Below are 18,024 nucleotides of genomic sequence, written 5' to 3' on the forward strand. Positions count from 1 at the left end.
ATCCACTCGGCGCTGGGGAACCTCAGCCCGGCGGAGTTCGAGGCGAGGCATCGGGAGGGCGCCGCCCTGAATGCGGCGTAGGGGTGTAAACGGAATCGGGGTAGATTCACTCGCCGTCGAAGACCACGATCGGGTCGGCCGTCGACAGACCCGCTCCCGCGTCGCCGAACACGACGACATCGATCGCATGCGCGCCCTCGGAACCCTCCATGCTGACCTGCGCACCCCGCTCGGTCACGATGGACACATGGGGAAGGTTGCCCTCCTCCGTGGCGAACGCGTGCACCTCGAGCTCGCCCATGCTGACGCCATCGGCCAGGCGCAGCACGATATCGGCACCTGCGGGGGCTTTGAGCGCCACCGGGATGTCGCGATAGCCCCGAAGCTCGTAGGTGCCCGACTGATTGATGACGATGCAGGGCGCATCCACCGTCCCCAAGTCAAGGGATTGCCCGGGCTCGAGGATGAGGTTCGAATTCTCGGAGCGGACCGGCTCATCGGTCGCCCGCGCCGCCGTGGCGCTCGAGCACACGACGGCGAGCGCGGCCATGATCGCGAGCAGCAGGCGCCCCATGCGGAGCGAGAGGCGGTCGGGACGCGGAGACGATACGGTGGCGGCAGGCGGATGCATGATGGTCATGGGAGTCCTCGCTCGTTCTCTACTTGGATGCTTCTTCGTTCTCGAGTGCGGTCCTGCGGGCGCTGTAGAGGCCCATGCCGAGCGCCGCGGCGCCGGCTAGAAGCCCGATAGCGCCGATGCCCGCGGCATCGCCGGTGGCGGCGAGCCTCTCGTCCGAGGAGCCCCCGCTCGGCCCGCCCTTGCCGTCGGAGCTGCCGGACGGGCGCCCCGAGGTCTGCCCGCCGGCCGCTCCGCCGGAATCTCCGGAGTCGCCGGAACCGCCCTGGCCGGGCCGCTCGACGCCGGCCGCTCCGCCGGAATCTCCGGAGTCGCCGGAACCGCCCTGGCCGGGCCGCTCGACGCCGGCGGATCCCCCGCCGAAGTCCACAGAGCCGTCGTCCATCAGGATCCCGGTCGCAGGCGCGCTCAGGCCAAGGTTGTACGCCCCCTCGTCGGAATGGACGGTCAGATCGGTGCGCGGGGCCTCGTCATGCGGGACCGTATGCTCCATGGGGAGGGGATCGGTCCCATCGGGCGCCGCCGAGACGACCGTCCGGTAGCTGAAATCGCTGAGCACGGCGTAGACGCTCTTCGTCCCATGCCACGATGTCGGAATCTTGGCCACGGCGCGGTACTGGGCCTTCTTGCCCGGCAGCAGCACGCCCGAGGCGACGGGATCTGCAAGTGCATGCAGCCCCTCCGCGCCCGTCGCCGCGAGCGCAGCCTCCACCGTCTCGTCAGCGTATACCTGCGGGAGAACGGGGGCGTCCTCCGCGCCGTCCTCGAACAGCTCGGGGTTCCACGCCGAGGCGCACACGTTCTCGGATGCGAAGCTCAGCTCGGTGTCCGCCGTCTTCTCACCCGTCTCCGCATCGAAAAACGTCACGCGGCATCCGGTGAGCATGACGTTGCCGTCGTTGCGGATCACCAGGAAGAACCCCGCGTCCTCACCCTGCGCGACGATGAGGCGCTCCGGAACGATCGAGACGACCGACGCCGCGACGACGACGGGGATATCCACGTAGTACAGATCCGCCATGCTGCTGCCCATATCGGTGATGCACGACGTGACGAACACGTAGCTGCTCGCGCTCGAGACGCCCACGAAAGAGTTCAAGGGGTGCTTCGTCTGGCCCAAGGGGAACGGCTCGGAGAACAGGCCGTCGACGTAGATGCTCGCCAAGAAGCGGTAGCGCTTCTCGGTAACGGTGCCGGTCGGGTTCCCCGCATCATCGTAGTTCTGGCCGCAGGCTCCCTCCCGGTTCTCCACGAAGACCAAGACGTTGCCGTTCTCGCTGACGCGGAAGGCACCGAGCTTGATGCTGGACGGACCCACGGTGCGCCGGGACAGCGCCCCATGAGCGTGCAGCGGGTCGAACGAGTTCTCGACCAGATCGCCGCCGTCGAGCGTCAGGAACGCCGAATGCCCCGGCCACGGCTGCAGCCCGGTGATTCCCTTCGCCCCCTCGATGTTGTAGACGACATCGAAGGTGATGGATGAGGCCCTGAGCGCATCGAGCTCGGCTCCCGGCGCCGCCTGCGCGACCGAGGATGCCAGCCTGAGCGTGACCGTCGCGATGCTGAGGGCGTCACCGCTCTGAAAGAACAGGCTGAGCGCCGGGTCCTTCCCGTCATCGACGCCGCTCGCCACATCGCCCGCCGGCGCGATAAGCAGGCCAGAAGTCCCGGCAGGGACGGCAAACCCCGTGGAATAGACCAGCGTCGCCGCCATATAGGCAGCGATGCCGCAGGTCCTGGCAGCCATATCGGAGAACAGCTGCTCGGGTCGGTGCGCCGCATGGCGCAGATAGGTCGCCACCACGAAGAGCGGGACGCCGTCGCGCTTCAGCGTCGTCACGCGCGGGCAGGTGACGGCATAGAACACGTCGGGGCCCACGATCGCCTCGTCGGTCCATGAGCGCGAGCTTTGGCGCTTGAGGTCGCGATTGAACACCGCCACCGTCAGGATGGGGGCGCATGCGGCATCGAAGAACGACGTGCTGTCGCCACTCTTGCGGGTCGTGCTCACGATAAAGACGTAGATGCCCTGCTGCAGGCGCGAGGAGACGTTCGAATCGGTCTGGGTGCAGACGTCGAAATCGCAGTCGAACTGGTCGGCGCGGTCGATACCGGGAACCGTGATGGGAATGTCCAGGACCTTCGGGCGGCCCCAGCGGCCCGTCGCGTCGTTGAAGATCTGCGCGACGAGGCGCGTGCGCCCCTCGTGCTTCCCGTCGATCGTGTAGTCGACGCTGGCGAGCCTGAACAGGATCGTGACGCCGTTGTAGACGACCACCCGCTCGCGCGGGTTGCTGAACGCCTTGCTGACGATCTTTACGTCCTTGGTGGGCACGACGCCGCCCGCCTCGGCGATCCCGGCGACGTCCGCGAGCCCTCCGCAGGCGCCATCCGGGTCCTCGCCGACATATTCGTAGAGATAGCCGTCCTCGCCCTCGTCCAGGGCGTCTTCGGCGCCGGCCATGTCGAGCGGCGCGGCGAACATGCCGTCGGCGATCATGACGGCCTCGGCATCCTGCGGCGCATGGACGCCCGCTGCGGCAGCCGAGGCGGCGAGCTCCTTGGTCTTGAGCAGCTCCGCAGAGGTGACGATGGTGGCGAGCTGGGCGAACTCGCCCAGCGATATCGACCCATCGCCGCCCACGAGCCCCGACTCCTGCGCGCTCACGGCTGCCGGCGCGTCGTTGGAGTAGATGCCCGCGCCGTCGGCGGTGACGCCGAGCGCGAGGTTCGTGTAGGCAGGCGCCGTCGAGGCGGCAGAGGACCGTACGGCCGCGCTCGAATCGATCCAGTTGTCGTACAGGCGGGGGTCGTTGATCGACCAGATGCTGCCGCTCCATTTGAAGATGGCGGCCTGGAGCACCAGCGAGAGGGAGAAGCCTCCGCCGATGACGAAATGGCGCGGCCCCTTGTATGTTATATCCGCCTCGAGCAGAGCGGTGTAGAACGACAGGTAGCCGCTGCCGACGAAAGACGCGGAGAGAAATCCGCTCAACCCGACACCGAGGCTGACGCTGATCTGCGGGGTCAGGACGACCGCGGCGCCCGTCGCCGATTTCTGAAGCGTGACGTCGAGCGGGTCGCCTTCCGGCGAGGTGAAGGTATCGTAGAGGGAGAAGCACAGATCCAGTGAAAGGTTCAGCGTGACGAACAGGGGCACGGGGCCCACCGTGAACGTCTCGGTGAAGCTCGCGTATCCGTACGCATCGAAGACCGCTGCCAAGACGCCCTCGAACTGCCGCTTGTCCTCAGGCACCAAGATGTTGCACTCGCCGCTCAGGAACGCCTGCACCGCGAAGGACAGGCCGAACTTCTTGCTGAACTGATGGCTGAACTTGTTCGCGGAGCCCGGGTCTGTGCCCCCTTTCATCTTCTGGTAGGTCTTGAGCTTGTCGTCCCACGCATCGCCCAGCTTGTCGAGCTGCTGCTTGGCGCTTTCGAACTGCTCGAGTGCAAATGACTCCTGCCTGAGCGCCGAGATGTTGCCCGCGTCCTTGCTGACCGACAGGCCCGTCCCCAAGAACAGGTACCCGAGCGGGCTCAGCCAGAAGTCGAAGGGAAGCGTGGGCACCCAGCAGGTTAAGCTCGAGTCGCGCAGGACGGGAGGGAACGACGAGGGCAGGGTGAACGCCGTGTGCGAGTTGCCGCTCTGCCCATACGAGACGTTGGGGACGACGCTCGCTTTTCCCGTCTGGTACGGGATGGACGAATCGGTGAGCGCCAGCTTGACGGGATATACGTAGGTGACGCCGTCGAGATCGAGATGGAATTCGAACGTGCATTTGAGCGGAAGGGTCGCGCTCGAGGTCGGCAGGAGTCTGAGGAAGTAGTCGCTTTTGGAGAACGTGCCCGCGCCGTCCCGCAGCGTGATGGACGTGGTGAACAGCGGGCTGTCATCGAGCTTGGCCGCATCGTCTTTCGAGCGCGCCCACAGCGAGACGCTCGCCTCGCCGGCATAAGAGCCCCACAGCTTGCCCTTGAAGCTCACGCGATCGCGGGCCTCCCCGCTGCGCAGCATATTGCTATCGCAGTACTGGATATCCCAGTCGCAAAACGAGAGATACTCGAAATACGGAATGGAGGCATCGCCGATGCGGCAGCACGGCAGCGCGAGGGCGCTACCGCCCTCGAGTCGCACCTTCGTCAGCGTGCAGATGCGGTACTCATCGCCGTTGGTGATGGTGACGGAGCCCTCGAAGCGCCGATACGAGCCGATGGTCCCGTACTCGACGAGCTTGCCGTACCCGGCGACATCGAATACCACGACGCCGTTCTCGTCGGCGATCCCCTCGAGCGTCTTTTCCGTGTCGGATTCGGAAAGGGTCACCTTGGCACCGGGAAGCGGCTGCTTGACCCCCTCGCCATCGACCTCGTAGACGGAAAACCCGATCTCTGTGCGCGAGATGACGACGATCTGGGTCTCCGGGTCCTCACCGAACCCCAGGTCGTCGGCGACATCGGATACCGCGCCGTAGTCGAGCGCGTAGGCGACCTTATCGCCGAACGCGCCCAGGCACGGGAGGAGCAGGGCCGCGACGGAAGCGCTTCCCCCTATCAGGAACGACCGGCGGGAGATCCCCTGCGGGCCCTCGGTACCCAGATCGCTGCGGGGCGAGCGACGGTGATCGGAAAGCTGCTTGGTCATCGGCGGTCCTCTCTCGACAGGTTTAGCCCATCGTAGCGAGAGGAAACCCGTCGCCCCTCACCCGTTTCGTTCGAGAATCGTAAACGGACGGCAGGGTGAAACAGCACGTTGACGTGGCGATCCCGCACAGCGGGGAACCGATGCGTTCGTCGTGGCGAACACAAGGATGCCTGCCCGAGGCCCTACCGCGGCGGGCCGAAACGGTCGGTGCGGGCGCGCAGGCGGCCGCGAGACGACCGAGCGCGAACGATGCGGACCCCGCTCGCGCAGAAGCTGTGGAATCGGGCGGCACCCCCTTCACGACCCCCATCGAGAACGGTATAGCCCACTAGTCGCATAGGTTTTATAGACACCGTATACTTCCTGCCCGAAAGGACAAGAACAGTGGATTGGCTACACTAGGTTGGACAGTTTCACGAGGGCCTATGGAAGGAGGCTCGATGGCCGATCCAAAGCACCCGGGGCACTTCACCGACGATTTCAAGAGGCAGATTGCGTCGCTCTGCAACGCAGGGAAGCCGCCAAGCGAGACCATGCGCGAGTGCGATCTCGGGAGCGCGACGCCGCGAAGGCGGATCGACTCCATCGACGCCACCGGCTCGCCGCGCGCCGCCGACAACGGGGCACCCGGGCAGAACGGGACCATCGAGCTGGAGCGCGAGAACGAGAGGCTCCGCATGGAGGCCGGCGTCCTGAAACAAGCGGCGCCGATATCCGCGCGAAGGTGACGGTGGTAGCGGCTGACGCCGACCGCCACCCGGCATCGGCGCAGCGCGAGACCCTCGGCGTGCCGCGCTCGACCCAAGGCATACGAGTTCCAATCTCACCGGTTTCGAAACAACCATTTTTTTAAAGTTTCGAAACCGCTGACGCAACGTCTCGCACGATAGAGGCGGTCGACGAGGAGGGCAACTAATTGCAGCACCTCATCTACCGCACAGTGCCGCAATACATAGTGCGGGACTGCGGTGGTAACCCTTGCAGCGGTGATGACCTCCGGCATCGGAGCGGGGCCCATCGTCACGGCTCTCGTCGGGTCGAACTTCTCGGGATTGGACGGCGCCGCGCAGGCGAGCACGTGCCTCGCATACTAGAGACGTCTATGCCGAAAACAACATGGCAAGACCCATTATTTCCGCAGGTAGACCTGGCAATTGGCTTGCGAATACCACACGAAATCACAACAACGACGTGAACGAAAGGACACGAGAAAAAACGAGGAGGACCGCTTTCGGCCTCCCTCGCGAAGAGCCTCAACTATTCCCACTCGCGATCAAATCGTTCCTTTCCATGGCCTCTCGTCCACATGATGCAACGGTCGTCTCCCCATTCTCCCCGGAATCAGGTGATTTCAGGGCACCCGAGTTGAACTCAAAATGAACTCAACACCTCTATCGGTCGGCGGCTTCCGAGCAGCTTGCATCCCCCGAGGAGAGCAGGCGCCTCCGGCATGACCGATACCTGCTAGATGCGCACGATATAACCGTCCTTGCGCGGGGCGGCCGCGCCCTCGGGTCCCGCGGCGTATCCCAAGGCGATCGCACCCACGCCGCGCAGCGTCTCGGGCAGGCCCCACTCCCTGAGGAGCGCCTTGCCCTCAGCGCCGTCGAAGATCTCGCGCTCGCGGTGGATCCAGCAGCTGGAGAGCCCCAGGGCGTGCGCCGCGAGCATGAGGTTCTCCAGCACGCAGGAACCGTCCTCAACGAAGGTGCCGCGTCCGCCGTCGGCGAGCACGACCACGATGACCGGGGCGCCATAGTACGGGTCGGTGTCCCTGCCCATGACGGCGGCGTTGAGCCGGCGCAGGCGCTCGCGGGTCTCGGGGTCGGTCACCGCCACGATCACCGGAGACTGATGGCCGCCGCCGGTGGGCGCGAAGGTGCCCGCCTCGAGCACCTGATCGAGCAGCTCCTCCGGCACGGGCTCCGCCGTGTACGAGCGCACGCTGCGACGCGTCTTGATGAGGTCGATAAGGTCGTTCGCCATGATGTCATGTCCTTTCTCCCGCTGGCGCTGTCTATATAGAAAGGCCGCCCGTCTGCCAGAGGCAGGCGAGCGGCGAAAAGATGACGGTATCCGGAAAAATCCGCTGCGATTTTCGAGACCCATTATGGCCTCAACGTCAGCGCTGTCAAGAGCCGAGGGCGATCCGACCATTCCTGCTTGACATTTTCGAAGAACCCTCGACAATTTAGTCCGTCTAAAATCGTGTGGACTTTTCTGGGCGCAAGCCACCTTTTTGCCACGCAACCGAGCATCGGTCGCGTGGTTTTTCCTGCTTGTCAGCAGGGCGACCTCTCCTCCAAAAGCTCGGGACTTATGGAGCCGAGCCCCGCACAGAGCGGGACAACGGAAGGAGTAGATATGGAAAACGCAATCGATTCTCCGATGTCGTCTACGGGCGCATCGTCTCCGGGGCATCGCCAGGTTACGGCCGCCCTGCAGGTATTTGCCGGCGGGGCCTGCTATGGCGCGATGGCAACCACGTACAAGCTCGCCTACGCGGCGGGCTTTACCTCCGCGCAGGTGGTGGCGAGCCAGGCGTGGTTCGGCTGCCTGTTCTTCGTACTTGCGACGGCTGTGAAACTGGCGCGCGGCGGGCGCTTGGTCCGCCTTACGGGCACGCAGGCGCTCAAACTCATGGGGCTCGGCGCCCTCACCTGCACCACCTCGATCCTGTACTGCTACGCCATGAGCGTGCTCCCCGCACCCGTAGCGCTCACGCTGCTGTTCCAGTTCACCTGGATGGGACTCATCTGGCAGACCATCATAACGCGGCGGGCGCCCAAGCCCCTCGAGATCGCCTCGGCCGCGGTCATCGTGTTCGGCACCGTGTTCGCAAGCGGCGTCTACAAGACAGGGCTCGCCGGCTACGACCCCGTCGCCCTCGTCTGTGCCCTCGGAGCGGCTGTGGCCTGCTCTCTGTTCGTCACGTTTTCCGGCAAGGTCAAGGTTAGCTGCTCCAACGAGCAGCGAGGCGTCATCGTGTGCCTCGGCGCGGGCATCATGTCGCTCACCGTGCGCCCCGACTACCTCGTCTCCGGCGTCGTCTTCCAGGGCATCCTGCCCTTCGCCGCCGTAGCGGGATTCTTCGGCCTCATGTGCCCGGTGCTGCTCTTCGGCCTGGGCTCGCCGCACCTGCCCGCCGGCCTCTCCACCGTCATGGCCGCCGCTGAGCTCCCCGCCGGCCTTCTCATCGCCATGATCGTGCTTGGCGAGCCCCTCGGTGTCATCGAATGGCTGGGCGTGGTCGTTATCCTCGCCGGCGTGTGCCTCGCGCAAGTGCCCGCGCTGAGAGGGGCTCGTGCGCAGAGGCCGACGGCATAGCCGCGCCAATGAGGCAGCTGCGGCCTCCGAACGTTCGGTCGGATGCCGCAGCCGGCGGGGACAATGCGATTATCTAAGGGGAAAGGGCGGAATCGGAATGCAGGAGGGGCAGGCGCCATGAAGCTGAAGAAGCTCGATCGGGAGTTCTCCGTATGCAAGGTGGAGGACTACTCGCTGGTAGATCTGAGCGCAGAGTACAGCTTCATCGGCAAGACGGATGAAGAGAACTCCCTGGTATGCGCCACCGGCGATGTCCCGTCGAACGTTGTTGAGCGAGACGACAGGTGGAGGGGCTTCCGCATCCAAGGGATGCTGGACTTCCCTCTCATCAGGATACTGGCCGGCATCGCGGAGACACTTGCGGGGAACGGCATCTCGATCTTTGCCATCTCGACCTACAACACCGACTACGTTCTGGTGAAGAAGGAGAGCTACCAGAGGGCGCTGGACATTCTCGAGCGCGCGATACGAAATCGTCGAGTGACGGCAGCACCTTCTCCTGGGCAGCGTCTTTGTGGTGCGCCTGCCCCTCACGTAGGAGGACACGGGGGTGTCTCTATATCGTGATGCCCTTTTGATACGGGGCCACGCGAGCGAGCGGCATGCCTCCGCGATTGGCGAAAATAAGGCCGTAAAAGAACCAAAGTTTGAGAAAATCAGTCGGAACTTTACTCCCACTCTATGCCCTTAAAAATCCACCTCGTATTTACGCAGGTAGATGAGTTGACGTCAGTCCTCACAACGTCCCCGCTGCGCCCGTTCTCTACATTCTCCGCAGTTTTTGTCATCGTTTTGGCATCACCGGCCGCAAGGGGCATCGCCCCGCCTGGACGCTACGCGCCATGGCGCAGGGCAAGGCCCCGGCAAGCGAGGGTGATGCTGGAAGCACCAATCCCCGGTCAGAATAGGCCGGCCTTACCGTTGCACATGGCGCCGCCCCCTCCCGTCCATTGGCGGGAGGGGGCGGTCGGCGCCCGCCTCACGGCGCGGGCGCGAAGGCCTCCGAGAACGACGAGAGCATCTCCGCGACGAGGCGAACCCTCGATAGGGCCTCCTCGCCGGCCCCTTCGGAACCCGAGATCCTCTCGAGCTCCCCGCGGATTCCGGCAAGCTCGGCGCCCATCTTCCGGAAGAGGGACCTGTTCCCCACGACGACGACCGGACGTTCGAGCGAGCATTTGATGAGGTACTCCTGCCGCTGCAGTCCGGAGAGGGCGATGCGGCGATCGAGCTCCCCCTTTTCCGCGTCCGACATCCTGAAGGCGACGGTGTGCCTTCTCAGCCTATGCGACGAGTCTCTCTCCTTCGCCATGCCTGCCTCCCATCAGGACGACGAGGCGCTCGGCCATGTCCGCCTGCGCGTTTGGGAACAGGTGGGCGTACGTATAGGTGATCTCGGCGCTCTCGTGGCCGACTCGGTCGGCGATCGCGACCGCCGTGAAGCCCTGGTCGACTCAAGCCGTACCTGCACATCATGCGCGATATTCCCGCTGCGCGCGTGCGCGTGGGAGGGGCGCTGGGGCCCGTCGCAGCCTTCCTCTACGTGCTCGGTTTTCTGGCACTTCCCCTTATGGCGCGCGGCGACCTCGCCTGGCTCGTCTGGCTTGCGGCAGCCATCCTTGCCTTCGCGCTCATCTGCGGCGGCGCCTACCACGCGCAGTACGCCTATCTCTCCATCATCGCTAAAGCGGAGCATGAGGACCTCTACGAGGAGGTATCCGCCAACATTATGCTCATCATGCGGCTGGCGACGACTCCTATGTACGCCGGGTTCATCCACCTCGCCGCCGCCATCACGCTGGGGCAAACTGTCTTCCCGGCCTGGTTTGTCGTCTTCACGCCCATCGTGACGAACTTTTTAGGTCTCGTGTGGATGCGCGTGCCACAACCAGCGCGGTGCATTCTCTTCGGCGGGTGGAGCAACCTCGTGTTCACGATCATGTTCGCTGCGATGCTCATCTGCCTGCTCGCCTAATCACCACCGGACCTATACTATATGTAGACCGCCACGATCGTCTGTGGATCGCTTATCGGGGAGTCTCTTTGAAATCCACGCGAACGACCTGCAAATGCAGCGGCAGTCGACGAACCGGGCAAGAAGGCGGTGGACGGGCGGCACGCCCGGCACCTTGAGCTTCTGGTAGCCCTGCATGTACCCGCAACTGGAAACAGAGAGCAGCGGCAACCATGGCTCCAACTACGCTTGCGCATCCCTCACGGAGAAGTACGCGCCGATGTCCGTGATGCCCGTCTGCTTCACCCAGGTCTTGAGCATCAGCTTGACGGCGGTTCTCCCTCGCCACATCGAACGCTAGCCGCCCGCCGGGAAAGCGCTCCGCCATGGATGCGACCAGCCGCCGTATTCTTTCGAATTCTTGGCGGCAAGTTCTTCCCAATTCACAAATCACACCACTCCTCTCCTCAAAGTGAGCTACAGTTAACTTGAAATTGTTTACCAAGGCGCACTGTTGCGCGCAGAGAGGAGTTTCGCATGAGTACTCTGGACTTTCTCAAGGGGACGCACGGCCTACTTTTGGGCGCGGGCGTACTGATTGGGTCTGTTGGCGCCAAGGTGCTTACGAGCGACAGGGCGAAACGCGTCTACGTCGAAGGCGTCGCGGCTGGGCTGCGCGCGAAGCAGGCCTGTGAAGACACCGTCGAACGCGCACGCGCCGAGATGGACGACATCGTCGCCGAAGCCGCGTATCTCAATGAAACCGTCTACGGCGTCGAGGACGAGGAAGACAGCGCGTCGGATACCGCCGCAGAGACCGTCCCCGCTAAGGCGTAGGCGCGACCGTGCGATACGTCATCGAACACGAGGTGCCGGGGCGGCTGCGCCTTACGTTTGCCGATCACCTTGACGCGTCCGACGCCCTCGCCCTCGAGGCCTCGCTCTCTTCGTGGACAGGCGTCGAGCGCGTGCGCTCCTACCCGCGCATTCGCTCGGTCGCCATCTGGTACCGCGACGCCCTTGCAAGAACCGCCCTGCTCGATCGGCTGAACGAGCTCAGCCGCGTCCAGCTCGATGCAGCGCGCGCCCAGGCGCCCACGGCGCTCGCGCCCGCGGTCCCGTCCGCCGCGCGCAGCATCATCCGCCTAGTGGGCAACCATCTCATCCGCCGCTGGCTCCTCCCGCCCGCATTGAGGGCGGTATGGGCCGGCCTTCACTACCTCGGGTTTCTGCGCGCCGGCCTCACCTCGCTCATGCGGCACCGCCTCGATGTGCCGGTACTCGACGCCACGGCCATCGGCCTATCGTTTGTCAAGCGCGACCCCAAAACCGCGGCGAGCACCATGTTCCTCCTCGACTTGGGAGAGGTCCTCGAGGACGCCACCCGTGAACGCTCAGAGCACGAACTCATTCGCTCCCTCATGACCATTCCCCAAAACGCCCGGCGCCTCGAGGACGGCGAGGAGGTCACCGTGCCCGCCCAGAGTCTCCGCGTGGGCGACCTCGTCGTGGCGCGCACCGGCATGCCCGTGTGCGTCGACGGCGTGGTGGTACGCGGTGCGGCCATGGTCAACCAGGCGGCACTCACCGGCGAGCCGCTTGCCGTCGAGCGCATGGCCGGCGACGACGTCTTCGCCGGCACCGCGGTTGAAGAGGGCGAGATCGTCATCCGCGTGGGCGCCGAGCCCGCATCGACCAAGCTCCGCTCCATCGTGAATCTCGTTGAAGCCTCCGAGCAGCTCAAAAGCGAGATCCAGACGCGCCGCGAGCACCTCGCGGACCGCTTCGTGCCGTGGAACTTCCTGCTTGCGGGGCTTGTGGCGGCGACCACGAAAAGCCTTGCCAAGACATCGGCCGCCCTCATGGTCGACTACTCCTGCGCCCTCAGGCTCACGTCGTCCATCAGCGTGCTCGCCGCCATGAGCCAGAGCGCGCACGAGGGCATGGTCGTCAAGGGTGCCAAGCATTTCGAGGCCATCGCCGCCGCCGACACCATCGTGTTCGATAAGACGGGAACGCTCACCGAGGCGACGCCCCGGGTCGCGCGCGTGCTCGCCCTCGCGCCCGATTGGACCGAGGACGAGGTGCTGCGCGCCTCGGCCTGCCTGGAGGAGCATTTCCCGCATCCCGTGGCGCGCGCCGTGGTGGCGGCCGCCGCCGCGCGCGGCCTCGAGCATCGCGAACGCCATGCCGAGGTCGCCTATATCGTGGCGCACGGCATCGCATCGGCGCTCGATGGCAAGCGCATCGTCATCGGTAGTCGCCACTTCGTGATGGAGGACGAGCACGTCGAAGTCGCCCCCGAGGCAGAGGCGCGCATCAACGGCGACCTCGAAGGCCTCTCACCGCTCTACCTCGCCCAAGACGGAAAGCTGGTGGGCGTGCTCGGCATCGAAGATCCCTTAAAGGCAGGAGTGCCCGAGGCAATTGCGGCACTTCGCTCGCAGGGCATCGGCCACATCATCATGCTCACCGGCGATAACGAGCGCACCGCCGCACGCATCGCCGCCGAGGCGGGCATCACCGAGTACCGGGCTGACCTGCTCCCCGAGGACAAGCATGCCTACGTGGAGGCGCTCGTGGCTCGCGGGCAACGCGTCGTCATGGTGGGTGACGGCGTTAACGACGCGCCGGCGCTCTCCGCCGCCGATGTGGGCATCGCCATGGGCACGGGCACCGCCATCGCGCAGGAGGTCGCCGACGTCACGCTCGCCGCGGGCGGGCTCGACGCCATCGTGCGCCTGCACGCGCTCAGCCGCTCCCTCATGGGGCGCCTCGACCGCTCGTTCACCGCGGTTATGGGCATCAACTCGGCGCTTCTCGCTGCGGGAATCGTCGGCATCATCCGACCCCAGACCTCGGCGCTCCTGCACAACGGCACCACCATCGCGCTGGCCGCAGAAAGCGCTCGACGTCTCTAGGAAGCATCAATCGGTCCGCTGTGGGGCCTGTCGTTGGGAAGTGGAGGCATGGAACGGTTCACCGTCGAGCAAGACGGCTTCTTCGGATTCCTCCACTTGCCGGAGCGGCACGTCGAAGCGTACTCCGGCAAGGCTCTCATCGTGCTCGGCGGCAGCGAGGGCAACGAGAACATCCCGCGCAACCTCGGTGCGCGTTTCGCACGGGAGGGCATCGCGGCGCTCGGCCTGTGCTACTGGAACGTGCCGGGACTCCCCGATGAGCTCATCGAGGTGCCGATCGAGCCAATCGAACGTGCCGTCGCCTATCTCCGGCAGCGTGGCTTTGACCGCGTGGGGATCTACGGCATCTCCAAGGGCGGCGAGCTGGCGCTTCTCGCCGCCTCGCTCATGCCTCAGATCACCTGCGTCGTCGCCATCTCCCCGCTCGCCTGCGCCATGCCGGGCATCACCGGCAACAAAAGCCTTGCCGGCAAGGATCTGAGCGACCGCTCGAGCTGGACCTGGCGCGGCGAGCCCGTGCCCTGCGCGCGGGGCGGCGGGAGGCTCCCCTACCTCGGCATCATCCGCCGTATCGTCACCGAGCGCCAGCTCGACATGCGCTTCGTCTACGAGCGGATCGTCGAGCGCGCGCCCAAGGAGGCCTGGATTGCCGTGGAGCGCATCAACGGGCCCGTCCTTCTCGCCAGCCCCTCGCATGACGCCATGTGGCCGAGCGACGAGGCCTGTCGGATCGTCGAGCAGTGCCTCGCCAAGCACGCCCATCCCTTCGAGATCACGCGACGCTCCTACGAGTACGCGAGCCACATCCTCGTGCCCATGGAGACACCCTCGCTCAAGCTCTTCCGCGTCGAGCGCGCCCACCCCGAAGCATGCCGGCAAAGCCGCGAGGACGCCTTCACCCAGACGCTTGCGTTTCTCGCCCGGTGGTAACGGATGCTTCTACAGCGACGCCTCGTAAGCGTCAATCATCAAGCTCGCCGCTAGGCCGAATACCGCCCCTAGCAGCCTTACCGAACGCGCGGCTTCCATCCCAGTAGAAGCGCGGAGTTGACGATAACGAGCACCGAGCCCGCGTTGTGCACGAGGGCGCCCACCACAGGGTTCAGGACGCCCGAGATGGCGAGCGCGATCGCGATGAAGTTGAGCGTCATCGAGAACGTGAGGTTGATCTTGATGGTCGTCATCATGCGGCGGGAGAGGCGCAGGAGGTGCGGCAGCTCGGCGATGTCATCGTTCACGAGCGCGATGTCCGCCGCGTCAACGGCGATATCGCTGCCGACGCCTCCCATGGCGATGCCCACAAGCGCGCGCTTGAGCGCAGGCGCGTCGTTGACGCCGTCGCCGACCATACAAACGCCCTTGCCCGCGCGCTCCGAGTCATCGATGAAGGAGAGCTTGTCCTCGGGCAGGCAGGCGGCCTTGTAGGTGGTGATGCCGAGTTCGGCAGCCACGTGGGCGGCCGCCGCCTCGTGGTCCCCCGTGAGGAGCACCGGCTCCACGCCCGTCTCCCACACTGCCGAAAGCGTAGCGGTGGCGTTCTCGCGCACGCGGTCGGCGAGCGCGATGAACCCCGCTGCCGTGTCGCCCCAGCCGAGATAGGTGATCGTTGCCCCCTCGGCGCGCGTAGCGTCCACGCGCCTCCCCAGCGCGTCCGGTATAGCCAGACCGTGCTCCGCCAGCAGCGCAGCGCTGCCGGCGTACACCGTGCGCCCGCCCACCTCGGCCACTACGCCGCGACCGGGCACCATGGCAAAGGACGTTGGGTCCTTCGGCGCCGCTCCGGCGTGCTCCGTGGCCGCGGCCACGATGGCGCGCCCGAGAGGGTGCTCGGATCGCTTCTCGGCCGCGCCGGCAACCGCGAGCAACGCGTCCTCGCTCACGTCCTTCTCGCCCGCGCACACGGCAACCACCTGCGGCTCCCCCGTGGTGAGCGTGCCTGTCTTGTCAAAGCACACGCGCCTGACCTGCGCCAGGCGCTCGAGCGCGTCCCCCTCACGCACCAGAAAGCCGTGCCTGGTGGCGTTGCCGATCGCCGCCATGATGGCCGTGGGTGTGGCGAGCACGAGCGCACACGGGCAAAAGACGACGAGGATGGTGACCGAGCGGATGATCTCGCCCGTCACGAGATAGGTGAGAACTGCTGCCACAAGGGCGATGACGACGATCCACACCGCCCAGCGGTCGGCGAGGTTCACGATCTTGGCCTTGTCGGCGTCGGCCGACTGCACGAGGCGAATCATCCGCTGGATGGACGAGTCCTCGCCTACGCGCGTCGCGGCCATGTCGAACGAGCCGAACTGGTTGACCGTGCCGGACGACACCTCGTCCCCCGGGCCCTTGTCCACCGGCAGGCTCTCGCCGGTCATGACCGCCTGGTTCACCGAGGTCTGACCGGAGACGATGACGCCGTCTACGGGCACGGCCTCCCCGGGCAGCACGCGTAGGATGTCGCCCACCTGAACGGCTTCCGCCGCGATGGTCTCCTCCGCCACGGGGCGCGGCTCCCCGCCCTCGGCCGTTGCGCGGGCGATGCGCCGTGCCGTGCGCGGCGTCAGATGGACGAGCCGTTCGATGCCGGCGCGGGCGCGCGCCACGGTGAGCTCCTCGAGCAGCCCGCCGAGCTGCATGATGAAGGCGACCTCGCCCGCGGCGAAGTCCTCGCCGATGAAGACGCTCGCGATGAGGGCGAGCGAGACGAGCACGTCGGCCGTGATGTCGAACTCCGTCACGAGGCCGATGACGGCCTCCAGGATGATGGGCACGCCGCACAGGATGATGGCGACCCACGCGATCGAGAACGGAAACGGCTCAACGCCAGCGAGCGAGAGCGCGAGCGCCACGCCCGAGATGGCAAGAAACGCGATGTCGCGCTTAGCGCCGCCCCACTCCAACAGCTTCTCGAGACCTTCGATCATGGGCTCCCCCGTCCTTCTCGCCGGCGCGTTTTGATACCTATACCCCTATTGGTATAATGCTTTGAGGAAGAGGAGTCAAGCCGAAGTTCTTTTTTCAGCTGAGGTACTAAATCATGTTGGCGAAACGCTCGACGGCCTTGGTGAAGTCGGCAACGGTCTTGTCCGCGTCCCCGTGCTCGATACCGTCGCGCACGCAATGTTGGATGTGCCCCTCGAGCACAACCTGGCCGCATCGGTGCAGGGCGCTCTTCGCTGCGTTGATTTGCGAGAGGATGTCCTCGCACGGCACGTCTTCGTCAATCATGCGATCGATGGCCTGCACCTGGCCGATGATCTTATGCAGACGCCTGTGAAGGTTCGCCGCATCCATGCACTGCCTCATCGCATCCCCTCTCCGCGCCGCGCGCGATTACCAAAACCTTTCCGCCATCATAGCGCGCCGGGCCGGACAGCGCATCACACAAGCAATTACCCGATAGGTGGAGCATTCACGCTCGAGGATGCCTGGAAAGGCGTTGACGACGTAGAGCGGAACGTTTACCAGCCAATCCTGTTGCTTCAACCCGCGCAGCGGGAAGCGCACCGCCATCGTGGCAAGGCCCGCGACGAGCTCATCTGCGGCGATCGCTCAAAGTATGATCCGATACTACCCGTTTCCCACATGTACTGATGCAGGCAACCCTAAAGACAGCCACGCAAGACGATCACGCGCACGCACGGATCGCGTCGCGCAGGAACTGCGCCGCCCCCGGCGCAACCTTTCCGTAATAGGCTTGGAACCGCTCGTCGGCAACATAGCCGTCCGCCAGACCCTTGTGCGCCTCGGGTGTGTAGGTACCCTCCGGCCAGTACATGCGCAGCCAGCAAACGCGCATCGCCACGAGTCTGCGTGCCTCGGAGCCCGCCGGGTCGCCCGCCTCCATCGCACGGCGCAGCTGCTCGTTGATGGCGACCGCCAGCTCTTCTGCCTGCAGGTGCGCTCCCTCGCCCACCTCCAGGTACTTCTTGTTTGAGGCATCCACCACCTCGTCGCCGTAGGCCGCGCGGGTCTCCTCGCCGTAGGCCTTCTCGTTCTCGGCGACCTCACGCCAGCGGCGAAGCGCCGACAGCACCGCGCCCAGAAGCGACGCCGCCTCGTCCACAGTCCAACCCATCACCTCGGCCATGCGCGGCGCGCAGTCTTCGATCATCTCATCCATCGAGGTCTCGTACGTGTAGACACCGTTCTCGTAGCACCAGCGACAGAAATCCTCGGCCTCGGAACCGTCCGCCTCATGACCGTGCTGACCGGGAGCGGTGAGCATCATGCCACAGCTCTGGCAGTAGTGCTCGGGCATGTCGAGGAGCTCCGTCACGGGGACGTCCAACTCACGAGCGATGAGCTTGAGCATGTCGATGCTGGGCTCGGTGGCTCCGCATTCCCACCGGCCCACCGCCTGGCGGGTGATGTAGAGCCTGCGCGAGCTCCTCTTGGGTGAGCCCGCGCTCGCGGCGCAGTTGGGCAAGGGCGTCCTAGTGAATCTGAATCTGAATCTGAATCTACCCCGATTTCGTTTACACCCCTACGCCGCCTTCATGCGGCGATCGTCCTCGGGCCGGTTGGCCCGCTCGAACTCCTCGGGGCT

Annotated in this window: 14 protein-coding genes; 7 read left to right on the plus strand and 7 right to left on the minus strand. The window is 65.4% G+C overall.

Annotation, left to right across the window (positions count from 1 at the left end):
- Positions 1–106: 106 nt before the first annotated feature.
- Positions 107–640 (minus strand): hypothetical protein, encoded by a 534-nt coding sequence (locus tag H6A21_RS09890; protein WP_204562578.1) that lies wholly within the window; start codon positions 638–640, stop codon positions 107–109.
- Positions 641–659: 19 nt separating this feature from the next.
- Complete coding sequence (locus H6A21_RS09895; RefSeq protein WP_204562579.1) at positions 660–5,282, minus strand: hypothetical protein; 4,623 nt, start codon at positions 5,280–5,282, stop codon at positions 660–662.
- Between the two features lie 440 nt (positions 5,283–5,722).
- Between H6A21_RS09895 and H6A21_RS09900 the strand changes: the two genes are divergently transcribed.
- Positions 5,723–6,010: a hypothetical protein gene (locus H6A21_RS09900; RefSeq protein WP_204562580.1), complete on the plus strand. Its 288-nt coding sequence runs from the start codon at positions 5,723–5,725 to the stop codon at positions 6,008–6,010.
- A 736-nt stretch (positions 6,011–6,746) separates the two neighbouring features.
- Here the strand turns inward: H6A21_RS09900 and H6A21_RS09905 are convergent.
- The gene (locus H6A21_RS09905) at positions 6,747–7,268 is read right to left on the minus strand and encodes a nitroreductase family protein (protein ID WP_204562581.1); all 522 of its coding nucleotides are present in this window, start codon (positions 7,266–7,268) and stop codon (positions 6,747–6,749) included.
- 378 nt (positions 7,269–7,646) lie between these two features.
- Between H6A21_RS09905 and H6A21_RS09910 the strand changes: the two genes are divergently transcribed.
- Positions 7,647–8,609: a DMT family transporter gene (locus H6A21_RS09910; RefSeq protein WP_204562582.1), complete on the plus strand. Its 963-nt coding sequence runs from the start codon at positions 7,647–7,649 to the stop codon at positions 8,607–8,609.
- A gap of 117 nt (positions 8,610–8,726) precedes the next feature.
- Positions 8,727–9,176 carry an ACT domain-containing protein gene (locus H6A21_RS09915; protein WP_204562583.1) on the plus strand — a complete coding sequence of 150 codons (450 nt, stop codon included), beginning with the start codon at positions 8,727–8,729 and terminating at the stop codon, positions 9,174–9,176.
- Between the two features lie 412 nt (positions 9,177–9,588).
- Here the strand turns inward: H6A21_RS09915 and H6A21_RS09920 are convergent, their stop codons facing one another.
- A complete protein-coding gene (locus H6A21_RS09920) occupies positions 9,589–9,921 on the minus strand; it encodes a plasmid mobilization protein (protein ID WP_204562584.1) in 333 nt (110 codons plus the stop codon).
- A 162-nt stretch (positions 9,922–10,083) separates the two neighbouring features.
- On the opposite strand from H6A21_RS09920, the gene H6A21_RS09925 reads away from it, so the two are divergent.
- From H6A21_RS09925 to H6A21_RS09940, 4 genes are all read left to right on the plus strand, one after another.
- Positions 10,084–10,584 (plus strand): DUF6796 family protein, encoded by a 501-nt coding sequence (locus tag H6A21_RS09925; protein ID WP_204562585.1) that lies wholly within the window; start codon positions 10,084–10,086, stop codon positions 10,582–10,584.
- 516 nt (positions 10,585–11,100) lie between these two features.
- A complete protein-coding gene (locus tag H6A21_RS09930) occupies positions 11,101–11,400 on the plus strand; it encodes a DUF6110 family protein (protein WP_204562586.1) in 300 nt (99 codons plus the stop codon).
- A gap of 8 nt (positions 11,401–11,408) precedes the next feature.
- Positions 11,409–13,484, plus strand: coding sequence for a heavy metal translocating P-type ATPase (locus H6A21_RS09935; protein WP_204562587.1), 2,076 nt, complete (start codon positions 11,409–11,411; stop codon positions 13,482–13,484).
- 48 nt (positions 13,485–13,532) lie between these two features.
- Positions 13,533–14,414 (plus strand): acyl-CoA thioester hydrolase/BAAT C-terminal domain-containing protein, encoded by an 882-nt coding sequence (locus H6A21_RS09940; RefSeq protein ID WP_204562588.1) that lies wholly within the window; start codon positions 13,533–13,535, stop codon positions 14,412–14,414.
- Between the two features lie 77 nt (positions 14,415–14,491).
- On the opposite strand, the gene H6A21_RS09945 is transcribed toward H6A21_RS09940, so the two are convergent.
- The 3 genes from H6A21_RS09945 to H6A21_RS11030 form a co-directional block, all read right to left on the minus strand.
- Complete coding sequence (locus H6A21_RS09945; protein ID WP_204562589.1) at positions 14,492–16,399, minus strand: heavy metal translocating P-type ATPase; 1,908 nt, start codon at positions 16,397–16,399, stop codon at positions 14,492–14,494.
- Between the two features lie 106 nt (positions 16,400–16,505).
- Positions 16,506–16,781: a metal-sensing transcriptional repressor gene (locus H6A21_RS09950; protein WP_087216948.1), complete on the minus strand. Its 276-nt coding sequence runs from the start codon at positions 16,779–16,781 to the stop codon at positions 16,506–16,508.
- 322 nt (positions 16,782–17,103) lie between these two features.
- Positions 17,104–17,904: a TipAS antibiotic-recognition domain-containing protein gene (locus H6A21_RS11030; protein ID WP_239462803.1), complete on the minus strand. Its 801-nt coding sequence runs from the start codon at positions 17,902–17,904 to the stop codon at positions 17,104–17,106.
- Positions 17,905–18,024: the final 120 nt, after the last annotated feature.

Origin of the sequence: Collinsella tanakaei, assembly GCF_016902615.1 — a bacterium.
GTDB lineage: Bacteria > Actinomycetota > Coriobacteriia > Coriobacteriales > Coriobacteriaceae > Collinsella > Collinsella tanakaei_A.

Coding starts and splice junctions, on each gene's coding strand:
- H6A21_RS09890 (WP_204562578.1), bottom strand. CDS start 640: ATGACCATCATGCATCCGCCTGCCGCCACCGTATCGTCTCCGCGTCCC.
- H6A21_RS09895 (WP_204562579.1), bottom strand. CDS start 5,282: ATGACCAAGCAGCTTTCCGATCACCGTCGCTCGCCCCGCAGCGATCTG.
- H6A21_RS09900 (WP_204562580.1), top strand. CDS start 5,723: ATGGCCGATCCAAAGCACCCGGGGCACTTCACCGACGATTTCAAGAGG.
- H6A21_RS09905 (WP_204562581.1), bottom strand. CDS start 7,268: ATGGCGAACGACCTTATCGACCTCATCAAGACGCGTCGCAGCGTGCGC.
- H6A21_RS09910 (WP_204562582.1), top strand. CDS start 7,647: ATGGAAAACGCAATCGATTCTCCGATGTCGTCTACGGGCGCATCGTCT.
- H6A21_RS09915 (WP_204562583.1), top strand. CDS start 8,727: ATGAAGCTGAAGAAGCTCGATCGGGAGTTCTCCGTATGCAAGGTGGAG.
- H6A21_RS09920 (WP_204562584.1), bottom strand. CDS start 9,921: ATGGCGAAGGAGAGAGACTCGTCGCATAGGCTGAGAAGGCACACCGTC.
- H6A21_RS09925 (WP_204562585.1), top strand. CDS start 10,084: ATGCGCGATATTCCCGCTGCGCGCGTGCGCGTGGGAGGGGCGCTGGGG.
- H6A21_RS09930 (WP_204562586.1), top strand. CDS start 11,101: ATGAGTACTCTGGACTTTCTCAAGGGGACGCACGGCCTACTTTTGGGC.
- H6A21_RS09940 (WP_204562588.1), top strand. CDS start 13,533: ATGGAACGGTTCACCGTCGAGCAAGACGGCTTCTTCGGATTCCTCCAC.
- H6A21_RS09945 (WP_204562589.1), bottom strand. CDS start 16,399: ATGATCGAAGGTCTCGAGAAGCTGTTGGAGTGGGGCGGCGCTAAGCGC.
- H6A21_RS09950 (WP_087216948.1), bottom strand. CDS start 16,781: ATGAGGCAGTGCATGGATGCGGCGAACCTTCACAGGCGTCTGCATAAG.